This window comes from Mucilaginibacter lutimaris, from assembly GCF_042676625.1.
Classification (GTDB): Bacteria; Bacteroidota; Bacteroidia; order Sphingobacteriales; family Sphingobacteriaceae; genus Mucilaginibacter; species Mucilaginibacter lutimaris.
The window spans coordinates 361,614-385,671 of sequence record NZ_JBHTIA010000003.1 but is presented as its reverse complement, the minus strand read 5'-3'; the positions used below and the strand labels follow the sequence as shown (position 1 = coordinate 385,671).

Sequence of the window (24,058 nt, the reverse complement as noted above, 5' to 3'; positions counted from 1 at the left end):
GATACACGCTCAATGTGTATATTTGACACTTTAAAAATTAGGAACACTTTTTGCACAGTAACTAGCACAAAAAGAATATATTAAGAAAAAGCAACCCTTAGGTTTGCTGTAAGGGCTTGGGTAATTTTTTAGACATGTTATCTGAGGTTTAGTTGATCAACATTATTTGAATAGTGTTGTAATGCGTTCCGGGGTGAGATACGGAACGCATTTTTTATTTAGGTCTATCGATTTGGCTTTTCGCAGATTGATTATATTGATCTCACAGATTTAAAATCACTCACTATTCATTTTTCTCTGTACATCGCCATTACCAATAATACCATGCGGTTATAGGTATCTAAGCCCTGGGGTTGGTTATTGGCTTTTAAAAAATTATCGTAAAACACGCTGGTTATGGTATTGATCTTATTTTGATAAGATTGCCAGTACAGGCGTTCCTCTTTAAAATCGGCCAATACTTTGGGGGCAATGCGTGTTTTTAACTGCTTAAACACCACAGTATCCGTATAACGCATAGTGTGCATAAACTCGTTTACGGCAAGATTATACGCCGAGTACCTTAGCAGCCTGTCTGTAGAGCCTGTTGCCGCCACAAATCCCACAAAGTTTGCTTCATCTTCGGGCCCGTAACCCATCTGGTGGCCCATCTCGTGGCTGGCTACAAAAGGGCGGTTAAACACCGGCATCTGATAATTCATTTGCGCTTCGCCGGTAAAAGGGTTATAATAACCCGATGTGCCAATGTAATTTAGTATCCCTGTTAATAATGATGGCTTTATTTTAGGCTTATAAGTATAGTAAGCCGTGTTAGTATTTGATAATTTGATAACCGCCCGGGTTGCAATGTAATATATAGAATCGTTGCTTTGCTTCAGGTCAGCATCGGTTACCCTTGCCCGGGTAACGTTGGCGCTGTCAATAAGTATAGCTGTAACCCTTTGCAGTTCGGCCTTGGTGTAGGTACTATCGCGCAGATTTAAACGCTCCCCTGCCGATGGGCGGAAATAATTTAACCCCCAAAAAAGGTAAAAGACAAGTATACCCGTCATAACGCCGATCACCATGCCTGCCGCAAAAATACCGGCGTTTAAAAACTTCTTTTTAATACATAATGCCACAAGCTTAATGAGTGCATAAGCCAGGTAGCCCATTACAAAAAGGTATATCAGGTCACCAACACTAAAAGGGAAAATGTTAAATACAGGATGCAGTATATGGCAGATAAATGGGTATAGCTTAGTTGAGTAATATTTTTCAACCGCCTGCGGGTGGTCTGCAAAAACAAGCAGAAGGTTTACGGCCAGTATAAGGCCGATAATAATTAGTCCCCTCCTTATTAAAACCTTGCCCGGCTTTTGTTTTCGCATTTTTGTTAGGGTATTATCTGATGGCAATATTAGCTTTATTTTTAATTATTGCACAACAAAAAACCCCGACCTGTTGGCCGGGGTTAATTTTATTTATAGCGGGTACTATTTTATTTTAACCGGTACAGTTAATTTATCCCAGGTAAGTGTAAACCCTTTACTATTTATCTTGTATACTAAATGCTCGGTAGGTTTTGCAGCAACCGGCTTTACAGTTACGCGTAATGCATCCTGTGCAGCATCATACTTAAACGCGCCCCATTGTTTAGCTGTTTTGTTAAATATGATCGTCCAGGTAGTGGCGGTTGGGATGGCGAAGAAGCTGTAAGTGCCTGCCGGTAATTTTTTACCCTCAACCAAAATATCAGCTGTTGTAGTAAATACGGTAGCTTCGTTAGCACCGGTGCGCCATACTTTATCAAACGGCACCAATTCACCATATATTTTACGGCCTTTCACCGCTGGGCTGCCATAGTTTATGCTAATTGTTGATTTACCTATTTTAGCACTAACGCTATCGCGCGGGCTTTCAGCAGGTTTATTTTGTGCAAACGTAACGGATGCAAACAGCATAGTAAATGCAAGTAGCATTGCCGATTTTAATTGGAATGTTTTTTTCATAACGGTGTAGCTTGTGGTTTATATGGTGCTAAAGATAACGCATTAACGGTAACATCTAAAAAAATTACTTTAATACTTTAAGCCTTAAAACTTTCGACACCACAGGGTGTTATATAGGCTGAATTCACATTGCAGTTAGGAATTGACCGAAAGGTTAAACAATTGTTGTGAGTTTTTGGCCCCTGCCGCAAGGCGGGGGTTTTTTATGCTGTATATCACCATAAATATTTGCCTGCATTAGCGTTATATTTGTGCCAGCAATGGCCAATTATAAGCCCTTTTATATATTATTATCTGTGGTGGCACTGGTGGTTAACTTCATTGGCATCAGGGCTGATTTTTTTACCGACGACCCCGGGCTTTACGCGTCTATCGCAAAAAACATGCTTTACAGGCATGATGCCCTCCAGCTATTTACCTACAATACCGATTGGCTTGATAAGCCGCATTTCCCATTTTGGGCAATTTTAGTGAGCTTTAAGCTATTTGGGGTGAGCGCCTGGGCTTATCGTTTACCCGCGCTTCTTTTCTTTTTGTTAAGCCTGTTGTACACCTACCTTTTTACCCGCAGGTTTTACACTAAAGAAATTGCGCTTGCCGCTGTTTTAATATTGATGACAGCCCAACACCTGCTTCTGTCAAATTTAGATGTGCGGGCCGAACCATACCTGATGGCGCTTATTATTGGCAGTATCTATCACATTGCCCGTTATAACGTTAAAGCAACAGGTAAGCATTTATTGCTTGCCGCCCTGCTCACAGCCTGCGCCATCATGACCAAGGGCATCTTTGTTATTGTAGCTATTTACGGCGCGCTTGTGGGACAGTTCATCGCGCAAAAAAAAATATTGCACCTATTTCATCCAAAATGGTTGTTGTTATACTTGCTTACCTTTCTGCTTACTATTCCCGAGCTTTATGCGTTATATGTTCAGTTTGATGCTCACCCCGAAAAAACTGTTTTTGGAAGGCAAAACGTTAGCGGGATACGATGGTTTTTGTGGGATAGCCAGTTTGGCCGCTTTATAAACCAAGGGCCTATACAGCAAAAAAAAGGCGGCGATAAATTCTTCTTTGTCCATACACTCCTTTGGGCCTTTTTGCCCTGGTGCCTGTTGTTTTATTATTCGCTATACCAAACTTTTAAAAGTATCTGGCGAAAGGTAAAGTTACCCGAATATTATACACTTAGCGGTGGTTTGCTCTTGTTGCTCCTATTTTCACTTTCCAGGTTTCAGTTGCCGTTTTATACCAACATATTGTTCCCCCTGTTTGCCATTATAACCGCTCCTTATTGTTTTAAACAATTAACCCGTTCGGGAGAAACTTACCGCAAAGTGGTCTTATTACTTTTCGCTATAGCGTTACCCTTAATAATAGTGGCCATACACCTACTTGCAAAGCCGGCGTCTAACCTATACTTTATTGTAGCACTTATACTTTTTGGATCAATTGCCGCGGCAATTATTATCAAGGTAAAAGAAACGCCATACAAGATATTTATGCTTACCTGCTGTTCGGTGCTGTTCGCAAACTTCTATCTTAATACGGTAATATTCCCGCTTGTTGCCTCTTATAACAGCCAGATACCCGCGGCCAAATACGCGAACCGGCCAGAGTTTTCCGATGCCAGATTATATTCGCTGCGCATGTCAAACAACTCATTCCAGTTTTATAGTAATAAGCCAGTTGAGTTTATACCACTGGAGAGATTTAAAGATTTTAAACCCGCCGGTAAAACGTTATTCTTTGCAAGCCAGGCATCGGTAGATTATCTTAATAATACACACGCAGATTTTAAGATCATCCGGTCGTTTATAGATTATCCTCAGGAAAACGTGTTACCAAAATTTATAAATGTCGCTACACGCGGCCAGGTATTATCTAAAGCTTATCTAATCAGCAAATAACTTACTGTACAGTATATTTGTATACAGCATGGCCAATATTACCCGCGTTATCAATCCCCTCTATCGTAACACGGTATTGACCCGGCCCGGCATTAAAATAACTAAAAGACGCATTACCGGCAGCATCTGTTATTAAGTTAGGCTTCCAGTAAATTATGCTGCGATTATCGGAGGATGCTTTTTTAGTTACATCGTAAACAGGCGAATAAAACTCACGCGCTATATAAAACCCTTTGGGTGATAAGGTAAAGATACCCGGCGACATTTCCTTACTTACATCGGCACCTTCGCCACCTTGCCTGGTTGTTATCACCATAACGCCGGCACCGGCCCCCATTCCATAAACAAAAGCATTTGCTCCTTTAAGTATCTCAACCGATGAGACATCCGCAGGCTGAATATTATCTATCGAACTTGTGGTGATAGCTCCGTCAATTATGATCATCATGGGCTCCGCGATATTAGCCCCTCCCTTTACCGAAGTAGATGTGCGTTGAAAGGCTTTTCCATCCATAAAATAGATATTACGTGCAATACCACTTAGCCCCTGCGACAATGTAGAGTAGTTTTTAAGATCTTTCGCGAAGAACACCTGGTCGGCATTACCTGCACCCGCAAGGCTTAGGGTATGGTAGCTGCCAGGCTTATCTTTTACAAATACAGGTTTAAGTTCTCGTGCCCCACTGGGTTGGGCATATTGTTCAGCGCCCGTTATTGTGTAAACAGGTAAGTTGTCATTAACCTTTACCATGGGCTGGTTGTCAGCAGGCACACCAACGGCTATACTTTTATTATCTATTAAAACTTTAACCTTATTACGAAGCGATCTATTATCTACGTTAAGAATAAATTGCGACTTATCGGCATACTCAAGGTCGGGGAAATTAAACCTGCCCGCGGCGTCTGTTATCGCGGTCATGCTTTGGCCGGTGGCTTGTAGCATCAGGGTAACTTTTTCGTTAGCGATAGGTACGCCCGCTTTATTTAAGAGCGACCCTTTTATCGGCAGCCCAATCTCGGGCTTGTAGGCCAATGGGGTTTGTGGCCCGTTCAGTAGTTCTTTCCACTGCACCCGGCGATAACCCTGTGTAAGCATCAATATATCCAGGTTGCTGCGTGTATCGGCATTTACATTATTAAAGTAATAGCCGGGTTGTTCTACATATCCCCTTAATTCGGAGGTCAGCAACAGATCGGCAATGATGGAATTTTCCATGCCCTCGTTGCCCTGTACCTTACTTTCATCAACCACCGCTACCGAAAAGTTACCTGCAGAGGCTTGTCCGGCAATGTTGGCGTTCAGGGTAATGGTTGCTTTATCGTGAACGGCATAGGTTGTTTTATCGCTACTTACAGTAAGGTTTACACCGTCTTCATTTTGAATAAATACCAACCTTTCGCAAACCGGCATACCGTTTTGAGCGAAAACTGTTATTTGAGTGATGCCGCTCCTTAAATCTTTTTTTGGCAGGTCAAACCCTATCACCTGGTTATCCAATACCGTTTTAACAGTTTTTACAACCCCTGCCGAATAGATCACCACATTTAGCTCTTTATCCTTATTTTCTAAATAGTAAGGCTTGTTGGCATTTATATCTATAGATAGTTTACTTACATCGCTGTTATTAACGGTAAGTATCATACCCTTTTCCTGGGGTACCGGCAGCGCAACTGTATTTACCGAGCCATCCGGATAGGTTACTTTTGCCTTGTATGTTTTACCGGCTTCGGCAGTAATATAAAATTGGCCCATGCCTAAACGCGCGGAAGCAAATTTAGCGATCTCCTTATTATCGCTATCAACCACGGTGCCTTTTACATATGCCGCCAAGCCATTGCTACCAACGGCTTTAAAGGCCATACGGCAAGGCACAGCAGTTACAAAGGTGCCCCCTTCAGGAAAAAACTCCACATCGGTTTTATTATCTGTTACTTTAGCGGGGTATGCCTGCGCAATGCTTTTACCATTAACAGGTATGGTTTTATTAAAAACATAGGCGTTCCCCGCGTTTTGCATCCATTGGGTATAAGCCCTTATCCTGTAATTCCCTTTTGAAAGGTAGTTGGGTAAAGCAATATCACCCCAGGCAAGCCCGTTTTTTAATTGCAGGATAATGGATTGCATCACCGAGTCGCTTTTGCTCAGGAGGTCCACATGCAGCACACCACTAATTTTAGATAACTGATGCTGTTCGCCTGCGGTAACATACGCTTTAAAATAAACCGTATCGCCCGGGTTGTAGTAGGGCTTATCGAAATGGAGATAGGCTTTCTCAATAACCCTATCAACAGATAGCGATTGCAGTTTGGCAACAATACCTTTAAGATCGTTTTGAGGTGCAACCTGTGCCTGCACTGCCGCGTTTACGCAACAGGCAATAAACAACATGCAGAAAATTTTTTTCATGGTGCGGGATATTTATATGCGGTATAAAATTACGGACGGTTGATCCGCTACAATTGGCATATAAATATACTGATATTCAAAAGAATACAAACAAGCCCAATGGTAAAGATTTATGCAAAACGGTGATTTACTCGTCCTTTACCTCTTCCCAATATAAAGTACCCTCGTAAATACGGTTCTTTATTGCAACCTGCGCTTTAATTTTTTCGAGTTCGGCTTTGATTTCTTCAGGGCTTAGTTTGGTGCTCAGCGATGAATAGAAAATTACATAACCAGTCCTACTGTTTATGCATTTAAAGTGTTTATCAGCAGTATTCATAACGATAATGCTTTTAGAGATATATCATTATAGTAATACTTTTAAACGCTTAATTGTTTTTTAAATTACCTGCCCGATGGTTCTGATGGCATATTGTTTCCGCCTTCGTCATGACCATCCTTTTCTTTGTCTTTGGAAAACTCCAGCTTACCAAATTTATAGCTTAACGTTATACCAAACGAACGGAAAGGCAGCTGCCTGATGCTTGCCTGGTTAAAGCCCGGGCCTTTAGTGGTTGATTCCTGGTTGATGTATTGGCTAAACGCGTTGTTAGCAACCAACCCTATACTTGCCTTTTTATCCCAAAACTGTTTGCGCACAGCCATGGTGTAAAAAAAGAAGTGTGGCCGTGTACCCTGCAGCGTGCGCGATGATGAGTTGTAGTTACCAAATGCCTCGGCCATAAAATTACCCGGAAACTGGTAGCTGGCATTTAAGTTAAACCTGTATTGGAATGCCTTGATAGAATCTAAACCCGGCGCTTTGTTGCTGCGCTGCGCCAGGAATATGTTGGTACGCAGGTTAAGCTTTTTAGTAACCGGCACCGATGCAAATATATTACCACCCAAAGTTGCCTGTGTACCCAGGTTGGCACGCTGGTTTAACAATACGTTGGTATAATCTTTACCGTTTATGGTTAGCAGATCGTAACGGGTAGTGTATTGTTGTATGTCGTCGGTATTATGGCGGTAAAAACTACCCACATATATATTGGCGCCCCCATCAAACGATTTGTTGTAGCCCAACTCAAAAGTGTTGCTTTTTTCGGGCTTTAAATTGGGGTTACCTGTACTGATGTTTTTAGGGTCGCTGATGTTAAAGAATGGGTTTATCTCCCCATAATCTGGCCGCTCTATACGGTAGGAGTAACTTAGCTTAATACTTTGTGTTGGCGATAATTTATGGGATATAACTGCCGATGGCGCAAAGGTATTATAACCGGGTATTAAAACACCCGCCAGGTTGGATTTAGTAGTAGTATACTCGCTCCGTAGCCCTGCCTTAACATCCAAAAAGTTATTGAACAGTGATGTTGATACCGAAAGATATCCCGCGTAAATATTGCGTTTATAATTAAAGCCATAAGTTTGCTCGGCGTTGTTTACATAGTTACCACTCAGTAAAGTATCGGTAACAGTAGTGTTGGTAAGGTTTTCAATAACGGCCTTTGCACCTCCTTCAATGGTAAAGGATTTGGTTATAGGGTGTGTATAATCAATAGAGATGTTGGTCTCCCTGTCGTTACCCGGGTTATTACCACGTATACCTGTAGTTTCCCTGTCATTATTCAGGTAATCCTGCGTCTGTGAATACTTCGCGGTGTTCTTACTGTAACTGCTTGTGAATAACACCTCAAGCGACTGGCCTTCTTTCTTAAAATTCTTTTTATATGCAAGGCTATAATCGGTAGCGTAGGCGTTAAACCGGCTATCCGAATTACGCAGGCTTAGCAGGTTTGTTATTAAATTACTGCTTGCATCTGTAATACTTTCCTGCTGGTTTGTTAAGCCGTTGTTATGATTGCCAAAATGATCAAACCCTACAGCAGCGGTTAATACATCCTTAGGTGTAATATCCCAGTTTAAACTTAAGCCGCTTTGGTAACCGCTCCTTTTAGAGTCAGAACTGCCTTTTTGAAACAGGCGGGTTATGTTCCCCTGCCCATCGGCAGATGAACGATTGTTAGTGGTTAGCACTGTAGTATTAAGCTGTGCGTTCCCGCTAAAAAAGGCATTAACGCCAAAATTACCTTTACGGGCATTAAGGTTAAAAGAGCCATTTTCCTGGCGGGTACCGGCCGTTAGGTTAACGCTGCCGTTTATCCCCTGTACTTTACTATCCTTTAAAATAATATTGATGATACCACCCGTGCCGGCGGCATCGTATTTTGCACCGGGGCTGGTTATTACCTCTATGCTTTTTATCTGGCTGCCTGGTATGGCCTGCAAGGCATCGGCAAGGCTTGCACCAAAAATACTGCTGGGTTTACCATTTATAAGGAAACGGATGTTAGCATTTCCCTGCAGCTCCACATTGCCATCAATATCTACGGTAACCTGCGGCACTTTCTTTAGCACATCAATTGCAGCCCCGCTTTGCGCGGTAAGGTCATTTTGCGCATTATAAACCATTTTATCTATCCGGTTTTCAATAACCGGGGCTTTGGCCACAATTTCAACCCCCTTTAACTGATTTTGAATAGGCTCCAATGCTACAATGCCTAATGCAACTGTACCGCCATTACCAACAATAACGTGCTCAACAACGTGCTTTTTATACCCTAAAAAATCTATGGTTAAACGGTAATCACCTGCCGGGATGTTATTTAGGCTAAAATCACCTTTAGGGTCGGTACTTAAACCATTAAAGGGGCTCGCGCTGCCTTGTTTAAATATCGAAACGGTTGCATAGTCAACCGGTTGTTTGCTAACAGCATCAGTAACCCTGCCTGTAATTTTAGCTTTACCACCCGCATTTTGGGCATTAATATTTAATGTTGTAACAAACAGAAAGACAAGTAGAAAAAACGTCCGCATATAACCTCTTTATTTCGAGATGCAAAACTGACAAGAAACTTTGGATTTAAACTTATTTTTTAGTTAAGTTTCGTAAATGTTACATTGCTAAAATATTAGGACCAACGTACCGGATATGATGAGCAAGGCCCCCAGCCCTGTTTTAAGCGTAAGCGGCTCGCCCAAAAACAAAACCGATAAAATGATAGCGATGGCTACGCTCAGCTTATCAACCGGTGCTACCTGCGATACTTTGCCCACCTGTAGCGCCTTAAAATAAAAGATCCACGATAAACCGGTAGCACAACCGGAAAGAACCAGGAACGTCCAGTTTAACTTTGTTAATCCATTTATACCGTGCTGTGTTCCCTTAAACAATACAATAGCCCATGCAATTAACAATATTACTACTGTACGTATCGCGGTGGCCAGGTCGGTATCAACCCCCTTTATCCCGATTTTCGCGAAAACTGCGGTTAAGGCTGCAAACAGCGCCGAAAGCAAAGCATATATCCACCACATAATATTAATAACTAATTAAATATCTGACCATTAGAATTTAACAAATCAACTTTAAAAAGAAATACCTTTCCTTGTGATTAATTTTAACGAATGCATGATGGATAAATTTGACAATTTTTACAAGAAAATGATTTTTATGGCACGTAATTCTTATCTTCATCGTTTTAACCAAATATGAAGAAGACTGATTTTGTTTATTCCCAAGAATCGGAACCGCATCGCATACGTACAAAAAAGATACTAAAGCAGTTTCCGCAGCTAAGGAATTTGATAGGAAAGAACCCAAAAACAATTTGGGCGATAATTGGACTGGTAGCCTTTCAGGTTATACTGGCATGGTTCCTCCGCGACCAATCGTGGTGGTTGGTTTTTGGCGCGGCTTATTTGTTAGGCGCCTTTGCAGACCACGCGCTTTTTGTTATGATACACGAATGTACCCACCAGTTATTATTTAAGAACCGTAACGCAAACCGTTGGGCATCAATGTTTGCTAACCTACCGCAAATATTGCCAAGTGCTATATCTTTTGAAAAATATCACATTAAACACCATTCCTTCCAGGGTGTGCATGAGTTGGATGCCGATCTGCCCAACCGTTGGGAAGCTAAACTTATCAGTAACTCATTCTTTGGTAAAGCAATATGGTTATTGTTCTTCCCAATTTTTCAATTGTTCCGTTTATCTCGTCTTCGCGAGATACACCCGTTTGATGGCTGGATACTAACCAACTGGGTATTGCAAATAGCTTTTACGGTTGTAATTTATCAGTTTATGGGCTGGCATTCTTTAGCGTTTTTATTGCTAAGCTTCTCATTCTCGGTAGGCCTGCACCCGCTTGGTGCACGCTGGATCCAGGAACACTATTTAACCCACAGTGTTGAGCAGGAAACATATAGCTACTACGGTAATTTTAACGCGGTAGCTTTTAACGTAGGTTTCCACAACGAGCATCACGATTTCCCTTCTATACCTTGGAATAAATTACCCGAGATACGGAAAACCGCGCCTGAGTACTACGATACTTTATACTATCATACCTCGTGGACCAAATTATTCTTCCGGTTTTTATTCGACAGGGAGATCTCTTTATTCAACAGGATATTACGCCGCGAGCGTGGCAAAGTAGCCATTACCGACGTATCTAAACCGGATGCCGAAATGAGTTTTGGCAAAGAGAATGCTATGGCGCCGCAAAACTCATAAGTGTCAATTTAAAAGCATAAATAAAACGGCCCATAATAATATGGGCCGTTTTTTGTTTAAGTAGCTTAATTATGTTTAAAAGTAAAGCCTTAAAAATATTTGTACCTGTATTGTGCCTATTGTTTATTGCGGCATTTGCCAAACACCGTTTGGTGGACAACAAGCACCTGCCCGAAAGCCATTTATACGCTAAAGATATGGATGAAACATCGGGCCTGGTAGCATCAGCTTTAAACCCCGACATTTATTACGCCCATAACGACAGTGGCGACACCAGCCGCTTTTTTGCCATGACACCCGATGGTAAACTTAAAACAACCATTTTTTTTACGGGCGATAAAAAGGAAAGATTTGGTGTGCGCGATTGCGAGGACATTGCCGTTGGGCCCGGCCCCGTTAAAGGCAAAAGCTACGTTTATATCGGCGACATAGGTGACAATGGAAGTATCAGAAAGTTTATTACCGTTTACCGTGCCGAAGAGCGAAAAGCATGGGGGATTGATAGCCTTGCTAACATTACACCTGTACCTGTTAATCTAAAATATCCGGATGGTGCTAAAGATGCCGAGGCCATGACTATTGATCCGATTGAAAAACTACTTTATATTATTACTAAACGCGGCGACAGTGTAGGCGTTTATACATCCCCATTAAAATATAATGCCAATGATACGCTTACCCTAACCTTTAGAGGTAAGCTATTCTTTAGCGGCATAAAACCTTTTAAGTGGATAACCGCTGCCGATGTATCTGCTGATGGCAAACAGATACTGGTAAAAAGTTACGAAAAAGTTTATTACTGGCAGCGCCAAACCGGCCATCCTATTTGGCAGGTACTTAAAACCGCACCCAGAGAATTGGTGTACAAACAGGAAAAGCAAGGCGAAGCCATTGCCTTTACACCCGATGGTAAAGGATACTATACTACAAGCGAGGGTGTTTATGCCCCAATCTACTACTATAAAATACCGGGTAATTAAAGTCCCTTAATCAGCTTTTTATAGTCTATTTTTTCAAAATCATACTCCGGCATTTTATCTGTTTTGCAATAGTTAACCACCATATCAAAATTGGTGGCATGCTCTTTAGCCACATACATGGTATACCGATAAGCTAACGGCAACGATGCATCTTCCCAAACGGTTATCATATTTTGGGGATCGATAACATAAATAGTAACGTTAGATGACCGCACAAACTGGTAAAACGGCGGCGATTTTAAGAAATACTTATTGGCCTTAAGTTTTTTAAAATTCAGCAATGCCTGCACAGTAGGCCCGTCCATATCGTAGTATATGATAGTACTATCTGTAATTGCTTTTATCCTGGTGTTGCCGCCATCACTTGGGGCATACAGGTAATATTTACCCTTATATAAATTTAATGGCACCCATTGCTTAGGCAAACCCGCCAGATCATATTTTCTGAGTGGCTTAGGGTGCTTAATCTTCATTATTTTGTACGTTTCCTTATAATTTATGCTGTCGTAATGGTCATACTTAAAACCCAGCAACCATTTATATTGCGCAGCGTTACGGTCCTTTTCTATATATACCGCATGATAAAAATCCCTTTTTGCTTCTCTTACTATAAAATTAGTATCGGCTGCCTTTGTTTTTTGAAGGGTATCCTTTTCAACCGTTACAACTTTTTTTTCGGGGCTTTTGCAGGCCGCAAAAAGAATAAATAGAAAAATAACTTTCTTCATTATTTAAATATAGCCAATTGGCAGTATCATCTACATGAATTTTTCTCTATTTTTCTTTAGTAAAAATTCAATGCATCAATAATTCAATAAATCAATAAATTTTTCATAATCGTGGCAACCTTTCGTCGCGTTTTATCGTGATATAGGCAGATAAGGTAAAATTTAAGGTAAACCAGAACCCGAAATATGGGCGAAGAAGAACTACATCAACTGGTAAGGGGCTGTTTAAAAGATGACAGGCTTTGTCAAAAGCTGCTATACAAGGCTTTTCACGGCTTTGCAATAGGCATCTGTTTACGGTATGCCAATAACCGGTACGAAGCTTCGGAGATCATGAACCAGGGATTTTACAAGGTGTTTAAAAACTTATCGAAGTATGACCTTGCCAAGCCCTTTAAAGCATGGCTTGGCCGTATTATGGTTAATACCTCTATAGATTATTACCGGGCAAATCTAAAGGTGGCTTACACGGAAGAACTCGACAAAGCCGAGCATCTTAACGACACGGAGTTTGCCGACAAAAATTTAAATTATAATGAATTACTGGATATGATAAGTCAGTTACCTCGTGCATACCGCACTATATTTAACTTATTTGCCATAGAAGGTTATACGCACGAAGAAATAGGCGAAATGTTGAATATTAGCGTCGGCACATCAAAATCAAACCTGCATAAGGCGCGCGAAAAATTAAAAATAATGATAGCCAACAGCAATAAAACGCCGGGCACAATTAATAAACAAGCAAACGATAACATAGTACCAATTAACCATAAAAATACCCCCAACCTGTCCATATCGTTTATAAACAACGTAACCAAGCGATGAAAGAAGAAAACCAAGATAGTATTGACAAATTGTTTAGCCAGGGCTTAAGCGAGCCGGGCGACAACGCGCAATATCGCGAGGAAGACTGGGATGCTATGGAAGCCATGCTCGATGGCAAACAGCGAAGGGGCCTTGTGTTTAATTTACTGGTACTGGCCGGCACTATCGCGGCCATGTTTGTATTGATTATTGGCTGGTTGTACTTAAACCCTGCACCAAAGCCTGATAAAAACACTCAACAGGCTGTTAAAAAAGAACAGCCTATGCAAAAAGACTCCGGTAAATACGGCCCGCCTGTACAGCAACTGGCAGATCTCAAAAGTAATACGCTTTCGGCAAATGATAGTAGTGCGATGAGTGCAAATGAATTGAGCCGTAAAAGTAAATCGTTCTTCACCTTATCTGCTGTACCGGGCGGCCGTAATACTACCGGTAATGGCTTTAATCAGGTAGCGCCCCATCTAATATCGGGTACCAAACAGGATGCTGCTGTAAATCATAATGCCTTAGCCGGGGCAGATAGCGTAACAACGTACAAAAACATCCCTGCGCTGGTAAATAACAAAGCGGCATTAGATACGCTGATTACCGGAAAAGCTGTTGTACTTGCTGCAAATAATACTTTGAAAGATAGCGCTGTTGCGCAAAAGAGGCCGCCGCTAATTTCGGTAGTGGATGATATTAAACCTGATAAAAAACAGGTAAGGGCTGGCGGGGGCAGGTCGGGCCCGGCGGCTTACGCTTTCAGGCCTACATTCTCGCTTAGTTTTATCGCGTCGCCGGATATTAACAGTACCAAGGGTTTTGCAGATAATAAGGTTGGTACAAATGCAGGGGTATTGTTAACCATGGGCGTATCGCGCAAGTGGAGCATCACTACCGGTGCAATATATGCCGATAAACCGTACATGACTGATTTTGCAAACTATGCTACTGCATACAAGTTTACCACCAACCCGGTAAGCGTTACCGCAAGTTGTACAGTATTAGATATACCTATAAACCTGGGCTACCAGCTTTACAACAACGGGCGTAACAAGCTTAGCCTGGGCACAGGCCTGTCATCGTACTTTATGCTGCGGGAAGATTACACTTATAATTATGCGGGGCCGTATCCGGGCGGGCCTACAAGCTATAATATACGTAACCAAAACAAACATATATTGGGTGTACTAAACCTTAATGCTACTTATCAGCGCGAGATAAGTTCAAAATTTGGTGTGGGTGTGCAACCATATTTTAAAGTACCGCTCACAGGTATTGGTTACGGGCAGGTAAATCTAAAATCGGCAGGGGTTGCCGTGGGGGTAACGTGGCATATTAATACGGGAATAAAACCTTAGAGAAAACATGAAATATATCGGAGTAATATTACTCGTTTGGTTTGCAGCAAACCAGGCGGGGCAGGATACCTATGTCTGTAAAAACGCGGTGGTAACACTCTATTCAAAGGCGCCGATAGAAGATATTGATGCCCGGAGCGATAAGGGGACATCGGTATTAAACACCGCCACCGGCGATGTAGCTTTTAGCATACCTATCCGGTCGTTTAAGTTTGATAAAGCCCTGATGCAGGAGCATTTCAATGAAAATTATATGGAGAGTGATAAGTATCCGCAGGCAACATTCAAAGGCAAGTTAACCAGCAAACCCGATCTTAGCAAAGACGGAACGTACCCGGTAACGGCCAGCGGAGTGTTTGAAACACATGGTGTAAAGAAGGCCCGCACAATACCGGGCACCATTACCGTAGCCAATGGTGCCATCAGCTTAAACTCAGAGTTTATGGTTGCCTGTAAAGACCATAGTATAGACATCCCCAAACTGGTATTTCAAAACATTGCCGAAACCATCAAAATAAAGGTAACTGCGGCGTACATGCCTTACAAATAGTAAACTTCAATTTCAACTATCATGAAAAAATCCCTCTTCCTTATTTTGCTGCTGCTTACGGGCGGCCTCTTAAAAGCACAAACCAAAACAGATTTGACAGCTGCCGCGGCAAGCAGTACCGATTCGCTGATGAAAACCCTTAGTACGCCCACTAAAGGCGAGCCGGTTATAGCAACTTTTAAGGCTACACGCCTCATTTTATCGCAAACTACCGAAACCGTTAAAAAGAAAGAACTTAACTTTTTGGTGATACACCGTTTTGGCGACATTGGCGGTGCGGCCGGTGGCGGCAAAACCCTTTGGGGGCTTGATAACTCATCAGACATCTACATTGGTTTTGAATATGGCCTAACAGATAACCTGAACATTGATTTTGGCCGAAGCAAAGCCGAGCAATTGATAGAGCTTGGTTTAAAATATAACATCCTGCATCAAAAAACAGATAACAGCATACCCGTAGCTGTAACGCTGATAGGCAAAACAGCGCTTAAACCCTATCATGTAAACACCAACGTTTTTGATGATTACAGTAACCGTTTCAATTACCTGGCGCAAGCTATTATAGCGCGTAAATTTTCACCGGCGCTATCCTTACAGGTGTCGCCCATATTTGTGCGTACTAACTTACCTTACCCTTTTATAACCGGTAACGAGCAAAACATTTTTGCCCTCTCGGCAGCAGGCAGGCTAAAATTCAGTAAACGCTTGGGGTTGGTGTTAGATTATGTGCACCCTTTCTCCAACTTTAGAGATAACAGCATAGACCCTAAATTTTACGATGGCCTTGGCGTAGGTATCGAGATAGAGACCGGCGGCCACGTGTTCACTATTAACTTTACTAATGCCGAGGCTATATCTGAATTTAACTACGTAACCAACACACAATCCAGTTGGAGCAAGGGCCAGTTCCGTTTAGGGTTTACCATATCCCGCATTTTCGATTTTAACAAGAAACATAAATCAAATTACTAAATACATTTACTATGGAAAGGCACGAGTTTTTAGCAAAATTAGGGATTGGAGTGGCGGCAGTATGTACCGGCTGTAGTATAGTTGGCTGCGGCTCCAAGGTTACCGACCCAACCCCGGGCAACGGCGATAATAATCCGCCTAACAGCGGCAACATATTCTCGGTGGATCTCAATAGCGAATTACAAAGTGTGGGCAGCTCTAAAGTTTCAAACGGAGTTATAGTGGTTCGCCTGGCTGCAGGCTCCGAAGCAAGCGCCTTCACTGCGGTACAGGTTGCATGCACACATCAGGGCACTAATATTAATTATAACAATGCTCAGGGCATATTTATTTGCCCCAACCACGGCAGCGAATTCAACACATCTGGCGCGGTAGTACAAGGCCCGGCCGTTACCTCACTTAAAAAATACACTGTTAACGTAGTTAATAATACGCTAACTGTAAGCGCGTAAGCTCTTCTACCCCTATGTGCCATTAAAGTACACATAGGGGTTTGTCCCATTGCTGTAATAAGGCAAGTACTCGCCCAAAATGTTAGGGATTGATCTCTCGTAACCGTTTCGACTCCCGGCTCTTTTTTCCTCTCCCCGCTATTTCTAAAGCTTTTCATAAAAATTATTTCATTGATTATCAATTATATAAAATTAATAATAGTACTATGTATTGCATGATACTATATAAAACATATATCTTTACAAAAATTAATGAAGAATTTAAAGAACGCCATTGTTACGCTCCTACTAATGCTTGCGGGTGTAACCACAACCTTAGCGCAATGCGACAAAACGGTAACTTTTGAGGCATTAGCTTCAACATACCTGAATGACAAAGGCGCAATAGAGAAGACAAAAAATGAAGAGACCATAGTAAAGCTCGACAAAAAGGAGATCAGCATTATTACCAACGGAAGAATTGAACTGGCTGGCGCAGTAAAATCTTACATCTGCAATTGGGCTGATCCTTTTAAAACCGGGAAAACCATTGTTAATACCACTATGGTTGATGGCGGCAACGAGCTACACTGCGTTATCACCATCGAAGGCAAAGAGGGTAAGGTAACCCTAACTTTTGAGGCAGCAGAAATGCCCGGCAAAAAGATTGTATTAATTGCAGATAAATTCGAATAACTAAACTTTATAAATATATCAAAAAATGAAATTAAACTTAAAAACAACTCTTCTCACCCTGTTACTTTCGGCAGCAGGTAGCGTATCGGCATTTGCGCAATGCGATAAAACAGCAACGCTTACATCATCAACCACCAGCTATGTAGACAATACAGGCGCTATCTTAAGAAGCAAGGATGAAGATACAAAAGTGACCATCACTAAAACTGATTTGACCATAGCACCGGGCGAGGGTGAGATGACCGGTAAGATCAGCTCAAGCACATGCGATTGGAAAGTGCCCTTTAAAGAAGGTAAAACCGTTATTAAAGCCCTTATGACCGGCGATGGCCCCGACAAACATGTTACCGTAACCATTGAAGGCAAGGAAGGCAAAGTAACCCTAACATTCGAAGCCGAGGAAATGCCCGGCAAAAAGATACAAGTAGTGGCCGATAAGTTTGAATAATTATTGGTATTGCTTTTTGGATGGCGGGATGGTGCAGTGCATCTCCCGCTATTTTATTTTAAGATTTTGATTATTTAGAATTAATGAACGGGAAGCATTAATTTTATATAAAAACGTTATATTTAGGACTATAAATTATAACCAATATGAAAAGAAAGATCTTTACAACAGCCCTATTATCATGCTGCTTTATGATATGCATGGCAGCAGCAGTTTTTGCCGACCTTAATGGTAAATGGACAGGAAACTTAACCATGAGCGATGGCAACACCTTCCCGGTAAGCTATGAATTTAAAGTAGATGGTGAAAAATTAACAGGTACCGCACAATCGCCACAGGGAGATGTAAATATTGAGGATGGGAAAATTAAAGGCGATGATTTTAGCTTTAATGTGAATGTTAACGGCATGGATGTACCGCACAAAGGTAAAGTGTATCCGGATTCTGTCTCGATGAACCTTACTGTAAGTGCCGATCAATTGCACTTTACTTTAAAACGCGTTAAATAAATATTAAATCTATTGGCCGGTTGGCCAACCAGAAGCCTCGTTTAACGGGGCTTTTTTATTTATTGGCAAAAAAAGCCACGCCCCGCATAATAAACTTCTCGCGAAAGTAAAGGAATATGCACCTAAGCACATACCGCCATTTGCCGGGGCGTGGTGTTAACAAATATATTATTAAATTATTATTTGTTTAAGATTTTTATAAAAGTTAGCCCCTCTTGCAAATTTTACATACAGCACCCAAAAAATTAAAAGAGTTAACATTCTTGTTAATTGATATTTATAAGAATTTACACTTGCAATATTGCTTATAAATAAATGCATTTATCACACGAGGCAATAATAAACCCTATAAGCAATATATGTTGCTTATAGTATATTCTACCCTTGTTTCATCCCCTAAGACTAAAAGCAAATAACTGCTGATACAGCAATAAAATACTTCTCGAGAAAGTGAAGAGCATGCATTTATGTATGTCGCCGGTGCCGTGGCGTGGTTAAGGCAGGTTGTTAAATAATAATTTTTTTATCGATGTCAAAATTTGCAAAGCTCAGCAGAGCAGAAATGAAAAATGTTTTGGGTGGTGGCCTTCCTCTAGATCCCACTAACCCCAACCCTTCGTGCCAGTTTATAGTAGTTTGTGGCCACAATTCCGAAGGCTACGATACGTTTTGGGGCGTATGCTGTAATACAGTTGGCGATGCCCAAACCTATTGCCGCTCGCATGGGTACCAGGGTATTTACGGATGCATTGTTAACCCATACAGTAATGCGGTGTAACAAGCCTAACACTTGTTTACTTGCGGAGAGCAATAGTCATGCTTGATAATGGCAAATACATTCACTTTAAAACTAAACTTATGTCGAAATTTGAAAAACTCAGTAGAAAAGAAATGAAAAACGTATTAGGTGGAGGCCTCCCGCCCGATCCTACTCAACCAGGGCCACATCCATGCGTAAATTATGTGTCGTGTGGTGTTACATCAGACCCATTGAGCGAAATTATAGCATTCTACGGCATATGCTGCGATTCGCTTGCCGATTCGCAGACCTATTGCAGGTCGCATGGTTATACAGGCGTTTATGGATGTACCTCGGGCCTGGCCGATTAATAATTTGTTTAAACTATTAAGCCCTGCCAACCCGGCGGGGCTTTTATTTGGCACACACTTTTAAATTGAATTAACTTAAAGGAAAAATTACAAATTTTATTATTTAAACCACGTAAAACTACCCGATTTGAAATTAATTATGTTTTATTGCTTATGGGCATTTATCTTTATAAAGCTGGAAAAAGTATGCATTAATCACTTATTATATTTTCCAAAAATCATTCATAAAACCAGCCAATAAAAGATGTTACAAATTACTATTATCTACAATAACAAAATACTTCTCGAGAAAGTAAGGAACATGCACTTAACATACATGTCGCCAAAATATCCTGGCGTAGTTAGGAGATTTAATCAACAATAAATTTAAGTGCTTCAGCAAGTTCAAGTGATTGCTCATCAGCATGTAAAAGTGCTTGTGACGGAGCACCACTTTGCTCGGCATATACATCAACTTATGCTTCTTCTACGCCTTAATAAATTCATACAACTATTGCATACTTCCATTAGTATGCAATAGTTGTCAATTTTTGCTTTATGAAATTTTTTAGAATATTTCCCCTTTTTTTTATTCTATCATCTACACTAAACGCACAAGTACATTTTGAAATAAAAGGCGATGTAAAAAATCCGCCTGCTTTTAAGGGTGCTTTAAATGACGGTGATACTGTCTACTTGTCGATTTCCAAGCTTAAAAAAACTTTTCGTTCAGTGATAAAGAAAAATAATTTCCTTATAAAGGGCGAAATTGCGGAACCGGTTGCTGGCATGCTTGAGTTTAAAGGCTCGGGGTTAAAGTTTTTCTTGGATAGTACCGCTTATAATGTACACCTTTTTTTGAAAGAAATTAGCCCGGGACGTTATTCATATGAAACAGATATTGCTACTAATTCTACTATACATAACAAATGGAAGAAATTTGTTGCGGAACAAGTAACGTTTTTCAGCCAAAAAGCTAACTACTTAAATAAGGCAGATTCTTCGCAAAACCCAACACTCACTACAGAATACAAAAGAAAGGCAGCAGAAGTAGATTTGGCTATAAGACAAGCATACAAAACGCTGGCGGAGAACGAAAAAAACAATCCGGCTACGGCTTATTTACTGCCATCTGCCCCCGATTTTTCTTACAAAAAATATATAGCCCTTTATAACGGGCTTACGTTCAAACTAAAAAGCAGCATTTACGGCAAAGAATTGTTTGATAAACTTAACTTATTAAAAAACCTTGATAGCCCCACCGCACAACCAACCTATGCGGGCAAACAATTGTCATTCCCACTAATAAATGTTGTTGACACACTTGGTAAGGTTACACATTTAGATAAAAACTTTTTTAAACAGCAGCGCTTTACATTAATAGAAGTATGGGCAAGTTGGTGTGGGCCATGCAGGCTTATTAATATAGAGTTACGAGGTAAAGAAGCCGAATATGCCAAGCGCGGGCTAAAAATTATTGGCTTTTCATTAGACAATGGCATATCATCGTGGAAAAAAGCCATTAAGGACGATAATGTTAAGTGGCCGCAATACTCCGATCTTAAAGCTACTAACTCGCCACTTGCCATTTTCTTTGAGCTTAAAGAAATCCCGGCAAACATACTGGTAGACCGAGACGGTAATATAGTTGCCCGTAACGTTTACGGCCCCGCTATTGACGGTTATTTAAAATAACACAGTTGCCAACCCGGCGGGGCTTTTTAACGTATTGTAAATAACAAGCTTGTTAAATAAATAACAACGCTTACCTTTGCGCTGCATGTTACAACGTTTAACCGCATATTTATTAATTGTATCCCTGGTTTCGGCCAACTTCACGCGCTTTTTTGTATACGCGGGGTTCGAGCTGAACAGGAATTACATCGCGACGAAACTTTGTGAGAACCGCAATAAACCGCAGCTGCATTGCAACGGCAAGTGCTACTTTATGAAAAAAGTAAAACAAGCCGAAGAAAAGCAGAACACCGAAGATAGACAGGCACAAAAAAACCTGTTTCAGGAGGCCAATTACAATCAGCCTGTTAAGGTTAAGTTTTACCCGGTTTTATTATCGGTAACCAAAGTTCCCAACTACCGTATCCAACTGCCGCAACAAGTGGCAAGCATCTTCCAGCCGCCGCGGCTCGCATAAAAACATCTCTTCTATTCAATACAGTTTATAGTACCGGCTATGGCCCTTACCTGCTATGCTTTTGCATGCGCTGTAAATTATTTATGCCTGGTTGATACACCAGGTTACACACGCTTTTATGAAATTATTTACGCAACTATATATCCTGTTGTGTATTGCGCCAATGTTATGCTTTGGCCAAAACAAATTAACAGGCACCATTACCGATGCCCGCACACACGAGGCTGTGCAGGGCGTAATGATTAGCAATGCCGATAACGGCACCATGCTTTCCACTACTAACGCCAAAGGCAAATTTATTATAACTACCGATGGCGTAAAAACCCTCCGTTTTAAAATGGTAGGTTTTAACGACAAACTTTACGCTTTAACAAACGCAACTTCAATAGAAATTACATTAGACCCCTCTACAATAGATCTGCAACAGGTGGTTGTATCGGCCAGCCGCGAGCGGCAGGCCAGGCAGGATGCGCCAATTGCCATAAGCAAAATTAACGCCACCCAAATACATGATACTAAGGCTACCGCCCTTTACCAGTTATTAAACAAAGTAACCGGCGTTTACATGGTTGATCTGGGGAACGAGCAGCACACCATGGCCATACGCCAGCCCATCACTTACAACGCGTTGTATTTATATATGGAAGATGGGTTGCCGATCCGCCCAACGGGTATATTCAACCATAATTCGCTTTACGAAATAAACATGAGCGGCGTGCGCGATATTGAGGTGATAAAAGGCCCGGCATCGTCACTTTATGGCAGTAACGCCATTGGAGGGGCCATCAATTTTATTACACAAGGCCCGCCGGCGGGGTATGCAGGTAATGTATCGGTACAAGGCGACAATTACCACTACCGTAGGGTTGATACCGACGGCGGATTTAGCACAGGCAAATTTGGCCTGTATGTAGGCGGTTACGTTGCCAAATTACGCGATGGCTGGCAAGATTACAGCGACTTTGACAAATACTCGGGTAACTTTAAAACCACGTATGATTTTGATGCCGCTACCCGTTTAACCACATCTGCAGCTTATAATTACCTTAATACCCAAACCCCGGGAAGTTTGGATAGCGCCAAATTTTACAGTCGCGCTTATGGTGCAAACCAGCGCTTTACCTACCGTAAGGTGAAGGCCTTTAGGGCTAACACCAAACTGGAGCATACTTGGAACACACAAAGCAGCACGTTCCTCACGCTGTTTTACAGGAATAATTCTACCGCGCAACTGCCAAGTTATTTTATATCTGATGTAAGGGACAACGCGGGCAATTACCTAAGCTCTAACGGGCAGGAAAACGACCAGAGCTTTCATAGTATTGGTTTATTGGCTCAGCACAGGCAAGATTTTGATTTCCTGCATTCAAAGTTGATTCTGGGAGTATATGCCGATAACAGCCCAAGTAGCTACTACGCCAAGTTTTTAGATATACAAAAAGATGTTGCCAATAACACTTATACCGGCTACACCCCTACCGGGAGTTACATCGATAATTATCGTATCAAATTGTTCAACACCGCTGCTTACGCCCAGTACGAACTTAAACCTGCCGAGCCTTTGCGTATTGTAATGGGACTGCGTTATGATCGTATCCATTACAACTTCACTAATGGCATAGCTGCCGGCAGTACCAAATACAAACAGCAAGAAACTAACAATTTCAATATTGTAGCGCCAAAGCTTGGGCTTACCTATAACTTTGGTAATAACAAAGGTTTGTATGCCAATTACAGCGTAGGTTTCCAACCACCGGAAACTGGCGACCTTTACAGCGCACGACAGCTTACCCCGCTTAAACAAGCAACTTTTAACAACTACGAGGCAGGCGGTTGGTTCACGGCACTTAACAAAAAAATGTATGTGGAGGTTACCTTGTATGATCTGGAAGGCCGTAATGAGATAATTAACCAACTACTGCCTGATAATACTACCCAAAATCAAAATGCCGGTGCAACACGTCATCGCGGTATCGAATATTCGGTAGCATATGCGCCGGTTAGCGAATTAGGGTTCAGGTTCAGCGGCACAAACGCCAGGCATACGTATGTAGATTATAATGAAGTGGCGACCAACTTTAGCACAGGTGCAAGTACGGTTAATGTTTATAATGGCAACCGCATGAGCAATGCCCCAAATTGGATAGCCAACTCAGAAATTACCTATAAACCGGCTTACATCAACGGCTTCAGAATAGCGGGTGAGTGGCAGCACATCGCATCTTATTTTACAAATCCGGCTAACACCAAAACATACTCAGGGTACGATATTTTCAACCTGCGCACGGGCTTTGATGTAAAGAGCGGATTGTTGAAAGGGGCGGGCATCTGGTTTAACGTACTTAATTTAACCAACAAGCTTTACGCCACTACAGTCACCAGCAACCAGTATGGCGATACCTATAACGCCGCTCCGCCAAGGGTTTATACACTGGGCCTTAGCTATTCATTTGCAAAACATTAA

The 24,058-nt window shown here is 41.6% G+C and carries 23 protein-coding genes; 16 read left to right on the top strand and 7 right to left on the bottom strand.

Features of this window, described 5'->3' with window-relative positions; genetic code table 11:
- Positions 1-287: 287 nt before the first annotated feature.
- Together ACFQZI_RS02420 and ACFQZI_RS02415 are read right to left on the bottom strand one after the other, a co-directional pair.
- Positions 288-1,370, bottom strand: a complete 1,083-nt coding sequence (locus tag ACFQZI_RS02420; protein ID WP_377138014.1) for a DUF3810 domain-containing protein — start codon at positions 1,368-1,370, stop codon at positions 288-290.
- 105 nt (positions 1,371-1,475) lie between these two features.
- Positions 1,476-1,991, bottom strand: a complete 516-nt coding sequence (locus ACFQZI_RS02415) for a DUF2911 domain-containing protein (RefSeq protein WP_377138012.1) — start codon at positions 1,989-1,991, stop codon at positions 1,476-1,478.
- Between the two features lie 260 nt (positions 1,992-2,251).
- Between ACFQZI_RS02415 and ACFQZI_RS02410 the strand changes: the two genes are divergently transcribed.
- Entirely contained in the window at positions 2,252-3,901 is a 1,650-nt protein-coding gene (locus ACFQZI_RS02410) for an ArnT family glycosyltransferase (RefSeq protein WP_377138010.1), read from the top strand.
- A gap of 1 nt (position 3,902) precedes the next feature.
- On the opposite strand, the gene ACFQZI_RS02405 is transcribed toward ACFQZI_RS02410, so the two are convergent.
- The 4 genes from ACFQZI_RS02405 to ACFQZI_RS02390 form a co-directional block, all read right to left on the bottom strand.
- Positions 3,903-6,308, bottom strand: coding sequence for an MG2 domain-containing protein (locus ACFQZI_RS02405; RefSeq protein ID WP_377138008.1), 2,406 nt, complete (start codon positions 6,306-6,308; stop codon positions 3,903-3,905).
- 127 nt (positions 6,309-6,435) lie between these two features.
- Positions 6,436-6,627, bottom strand: coding sequence for a hypothetical protein (locus ACFQZI_RS02400; RefSeq protein ID WP_377138006.1), 192 nt, complete (start codon positions 6,625-6,627; stop codon positions 6,436-6,438).
- A gap of 65 nt (positions 6,628-6,692) precedes the next feature.
- Positions 6,693-9,164: a TonB-dependent receptor domain-containing protein gene (locus tag ACFQZI_RS02395; RefSeq protein WP_377138004.1), complete on the bottom strand. Its 2,472-nt coding sequence runs from the start codon at positions 9,162-9,164 to the stop codon at positions 6,693-6,695.
- A gap of 87 nt (positions 9,165-9,251) precedes the next feature.
- On the bottom strand, positions 9,252-9,665 hold the full coding sequence (locus ACFQZI_RS02390) for an EamA family transporter (RefSeq protein ID WP_377138002.1): 414 nt from the start codon (positions 9,663-9,665) through the stop codon (positions 9,252-9,254).
- Positions 9,666-9,839: 174 nt separating this feature from the next.
- On the opposite strand from ACFQZI_RS02390, the gene ACFQZI_RS02385 reads away from it, so the two are divergent.
- Positions 9,840-10,868 (top strand): fatty acid desaturase, encoded by a 1,029-nt coding sequence (locus ACFQZI_RS02385; protein ID WP_377138000.1) that lies wholly within the window; start codon positions 9,840-9,842, stop codon positions 10,866-10,868.
- A gap of 71 nt (positions 10,869-10,939) precedes the next feature.
- Positions 10,940-11,848 carry a hypothetical protein gene (locus tag ACFQZI_RS02380; RefSeq protein ID WP_377137998.1) on the top strand — a complete coding sequence of 303 codons (909 nt, stop codon included), beginning with the start codon at positions 10,940-10,942 and terminating at the stop codon, positions 11,846-11,848.
- On the opposite strand, the gene ACFQZI_RS02375 is transcribed toward ACFQZI_RS02380, so the two are convergent.
- The gene (locus ACFQZI_RS02375; protein WP_377137996.1) at positions 11,845-12,576 is read right to left on the bottom strand and encodes a hypothetical protein; all 732 of its coding nucleotides are present in this window, start codon (positions 12,574-12,576) and stop codon (positions 11,845-11,847) included. The genes ACFQZI_RS02380 and ACFQZI_RS02375 overlap by 4 nt on opposite strands.
- Before the next feature lie 186 nt (positions 12,577-12,762).
- Between ACFQZI_RS02375 and ACFQZI_RS02370 the strand changes: the two genes are divergently transcribed.
- The 13 genes from ACFQZI_RS02370 (at position 12,763) to ACFQZI_RS02310 (ending at position 24,058) form a co-directional block, all read left to right on the top strand.
- Complete coding sequence (locus ACFQZI_RS02370) at positions 12,763-13,404, top strand: RNA polymerase sigma factor (protein WP_377137994.1); 642 nt, start codon at positions 12,763-12,765, stop codon at positions 13,402-13,404.
- The gene (locus ACFQZI_RS02365) at positions 13,401-14,747 is read left to right on the top strand and encodes an outer membrane beta-barrel protein (RefSeq protein ID WP_377137992.1); all 1,347 of its coding nucleotides are present in this window, start codon (positions 13,401-13,403) and stop codon (positions 14,745-14,747) included. Before ACFQZI_RS02370 ends, ACFQZI_RS02365 begins: the two co-directional genes overlap by 4 nt.
- A 7-nt stretch (positions 14,748-14,754) precedes the next feature.
- A complete protein-coding gene (locus tag ACFQZI_RS02360) occupies positions 14,755-15,297 on the top strand; it encodes a YceI family protein (protein ID WP_377137990.1) in 543 nt (180 codons plus the stop codon).
- Between the two features lie 21 nt (positions 15,298-15,318).
- Positions 15,319-16,269: a DUF5777 family beta-barrel protein gene (locus ACFQZI_RS02355; RefSeq protein ID WP_377137988.1), complete on the top strand. Its 951-nt coding sequence runs from the start codon at positions 15,319-15,321 to the stop codon at positions 16,267-16,269.
- An 11-nt stretch (positions 16,270-16,280) separates the two neighbouring features.
- The gene (locus tag ACFQZI_RS02350; protein ID WP_377137986.1) at positions 16,281-16,721 is read left to right on the top strand and encodes a QcrA and Rieske domain-containing protein; all 441 of its coding nucleotides are present in this window, start codon (positions 16,281-16,283) and stop codon (positions 16,719-16,721) included.
- Positions 16,722-16,973: 252 nt separating this feature from the next.
- Positions 16,974-17,396 (top strand): hypothetical protein, encoded by a 423-nt coding sequence (locus tag ACFQZI_RS02345; RefSeq protein ID WP_377137984.1) that lies wholly within the window; start codon positions 16,974-16,976, stop codon positions 17,394-17,396.
- Positions 17,397-17,421: 25 nt separating this feature from the next.
- Positions 17,422-17,844: a hypothetical protein gene (locus ACFQZI_RS02340; protein WP_377137982.1), complete on the top strand. Its 423-nt coding sequence runs from the start codon at positions 17,422-17,424 to the stop codon at positions 17,842-17,844.
- Positions 17,845-17,990: 146 nt separating this feature from the next.
- Complete coding sequence (locus tag ACFQZI_RS02335) at positions 17,991-18,353, top strand: hypothetical protein (RefSeq protein ID WP_377137981.1); 363 nt, start codon at positions 17,991-17,993, stop codon at positions 18,351-18,353.
- Positions 18,354-18,882: 529 nt separating this feature from the next.
- Entirely contained in the window at positions 18,883-19,131 is a 249-nt protein-coding gene (locus tag ACFQZI_RS02330; RefSeq protein ID WP_377137979.1) for a hypothetical protein, read from the top strand.
- A gap of 113 nt (positions 19,132-19,244) precedes the next feature.
- Entirely contained in the window at positions 19,245-19,463 is a 219-nt protein-coding gene (locus ACFQZI_RS02325; protein ID WP_377137977.1) for a hypothetical protein, read from the top strand.
- A gap of 711 nt (positions 19,464-20,174) precedes the next feature.
- Positions 20,175-21,137, top strand: coding sequence for a TlpA family protein disulfide reductase (locus ACFQZI_RS02320; RefSeq protein WP_377137975.1), 963 nt, complete (start codon positions 20,175-20,177; stop codon positions 21,135-21,137).
- 85 nt (positions 21,138-21,222) lie between these two features.
- Positions 21,223-21,594, top strand: a complete 372-nt coding sequence (locus tag ACFQZI_RS02315; protein WP_377137973.1) for a hypothetical protein — start codon at positions 21,223-21,225, stop codon at positions 21,592-21,594.
- A gap of 118 nt (positions 21,595-21,712) precedes the next feature.
- Positions 21,713-24,058, top strand: coding sequence for a TonB-dependent receptor (locus tag ACFQZI_RS02310; RefSeq protein ID WP_377137971.1), 2,346 nt, complete (start codon positions 21,713-21,715; stop codon positions 24,056-24,058).

What these genes read in the sequence shown, in the direction of transcription:
- ACFQZI_RS02420 (WP_377138014.1), bottom strand. Translation starts at nt 1,370, where the DNA reads ATGCGAAAACAAAAGCCGGGCAAGGTTTTAATAAGGAGGGGACTAATT.
- ACFQZI_RS02415 (WP_377138012.1), bottom strand. Translation starts at nt 1,991, where the DNA reads ATGAAAAAAACATTCCAATTAAAATCGGCAATGCTACTTGCATTTACT.
- ACFQZI_RS02410 (WP_377138010.1), top strand. Translation starts at nt 2,252, where the DNA reads ATGGCCAATTATAAGCCCTTTTATATATTATTATCTGTGGTGGCACTG.
- ACFQZI_RS02405 (WP_377138008.1), bottom strand. Translation starts at nt 6,308, where the DNA reads ATGAAAAAAATTTTCTGCATGTTGTTTATTGCCTGTTGCGTAAACGCG.
- ACFQZI_RS02400 (WP_377138006.1), bottom strand. Translation starts at nt 6,627, where the DNA reads ATGAATACTGCTGATAAACACTTTAAATGCATAAACAGTAGGACTGGT.
- ACFQZI_RS02395 (WP_377138004.1), bottom strand. Translation starts at nt 9,164, where the DNA reads ATGCGGACGTTTTTTCTACTTGTCTTTCTGTTTGTTACAACATTAAAT.
- ACFQZI_RS02390 (WP_377138002.1), bottom strand. Translation starts at nt 9,665, where the DNA reads ATGTGGTGGATATATGCTTTGCTTTCGGCGCTGTTTGCAGCCTTAACC.
- ACFQZI_RS02385 (WP_377138000.1), top strand. Translation starts at nt 9,840, where the DNA reads ATGAAGAAGACTGATTTTGTTTATTCCCAAGAATCGGAACCGCATCGC.
- ACFQZI_RS02380 (WP_377137998.1), top strand. Translation starts at nt 10,940, where the DNA reads ATGTTTAAAAGTAAAGCCTTAAAAATATTTGTACCTGTATTGTGCCTA.
- ACFQZI_RS02375 (WP_377137996.1), bottom strand. Translation starts at nt 12,576, where the DNA reads ATGAAGAAAGTTATTTTTCTATTTATTCTTTTTGCGGCCTGCAAAAGC.
- ACFQZI_RS02370 (WP_377137994.1), top strand. Translation starts at nt 12,763, where the DNA reads ATGGGCGAAGAAGAACTACATCAACTGGTAAGGGGCTGTTTAAAAGAT.
- ACFQZI_RS02365 (WP_377137992.1), top strand. Translation starts at nt 13,401, where the DNA reads ATGAAAGAAGAAAACCAAGATAGTATTGACAAATTGTTTAGCCAGGGC.
- ACFQZI_RS02360 (WP_377137990.1), top strand. Translation starts at nt 14,755, where the DNA reads ATGAAATATATCGGAGTAATATTACTCGTTTGGTTTGCAGCAAACCAG.
- ACFQZI_RS02355 (WP_377137988.1), top strand. Translation starts at nt 15,319, where the DNA reads ATGAAAAAATCCCTCTTCCTTATTTTGCTGCTGCTTACGGGCGGCCTC.
- ACFQZI_RS02350 (WP_377137986.1), top strand. Translation starts at nt 16,281, where the DNA reads ATGGAAAGGCACGAGTTTTTAGCAAAATTAGGGATTGGAGTGGCGGCA.
- ACFQZI_RS02345 (WP_377137984.1), top strand. Translation starts at nt 16,974, where the DNA reads ATGAAGAATTTAAAGAACGCCATTGTTACGCTCCTACTAATGCTTGCG.
- ACFQZI_RS02340 (WP_377137982.1), top strand. Translation starts at nt 17,422, where the DNA reads ATGAAATTAAACTTAAAAACAACTCTTCTCACCCTGTTACTTTCGGCA.
- ACFQZI_RS02335 (WP_377137981.1), top strand. Translation starts at nt 17,991, where the DNA reads ATGAAAAGAAAGATCTTTACAACAGCCCTATTATCATGCTGCTTTATG.
- ACFQZI_RS02330 (WP_377137979.1), top strand. Translation starts at nt 18,883, where the DNA reads ATGTCAAAATTTGCAAAGCTCAGCAGAGCAGAAATGAAAAATGTTTTG.
- ACFQZI_RS02325 (WP_377137977.1), top strand. Translation starts at nt 19,245, where the DNA reads ATGAAAAACGTATTAGGTGGAGGCCTCCCGCCCGATCCTACTCAACCA.
- ACFQZI_RS02315 (WP_377137973.1), top strand. Translation starts at nt 21,223, where the DNA reads ATGTTACAACGTTTAACCGCATATTTATTAATTGTATCCCTGGTTTCG.
- ACFQZI_RS02310 (WP_377137971.1), top strand. Translation starts at nt 21,713, where the DNA reads ATGAAATTATTTACGCAACTATATATCCTGTTGTGTATTGCGCCAATG.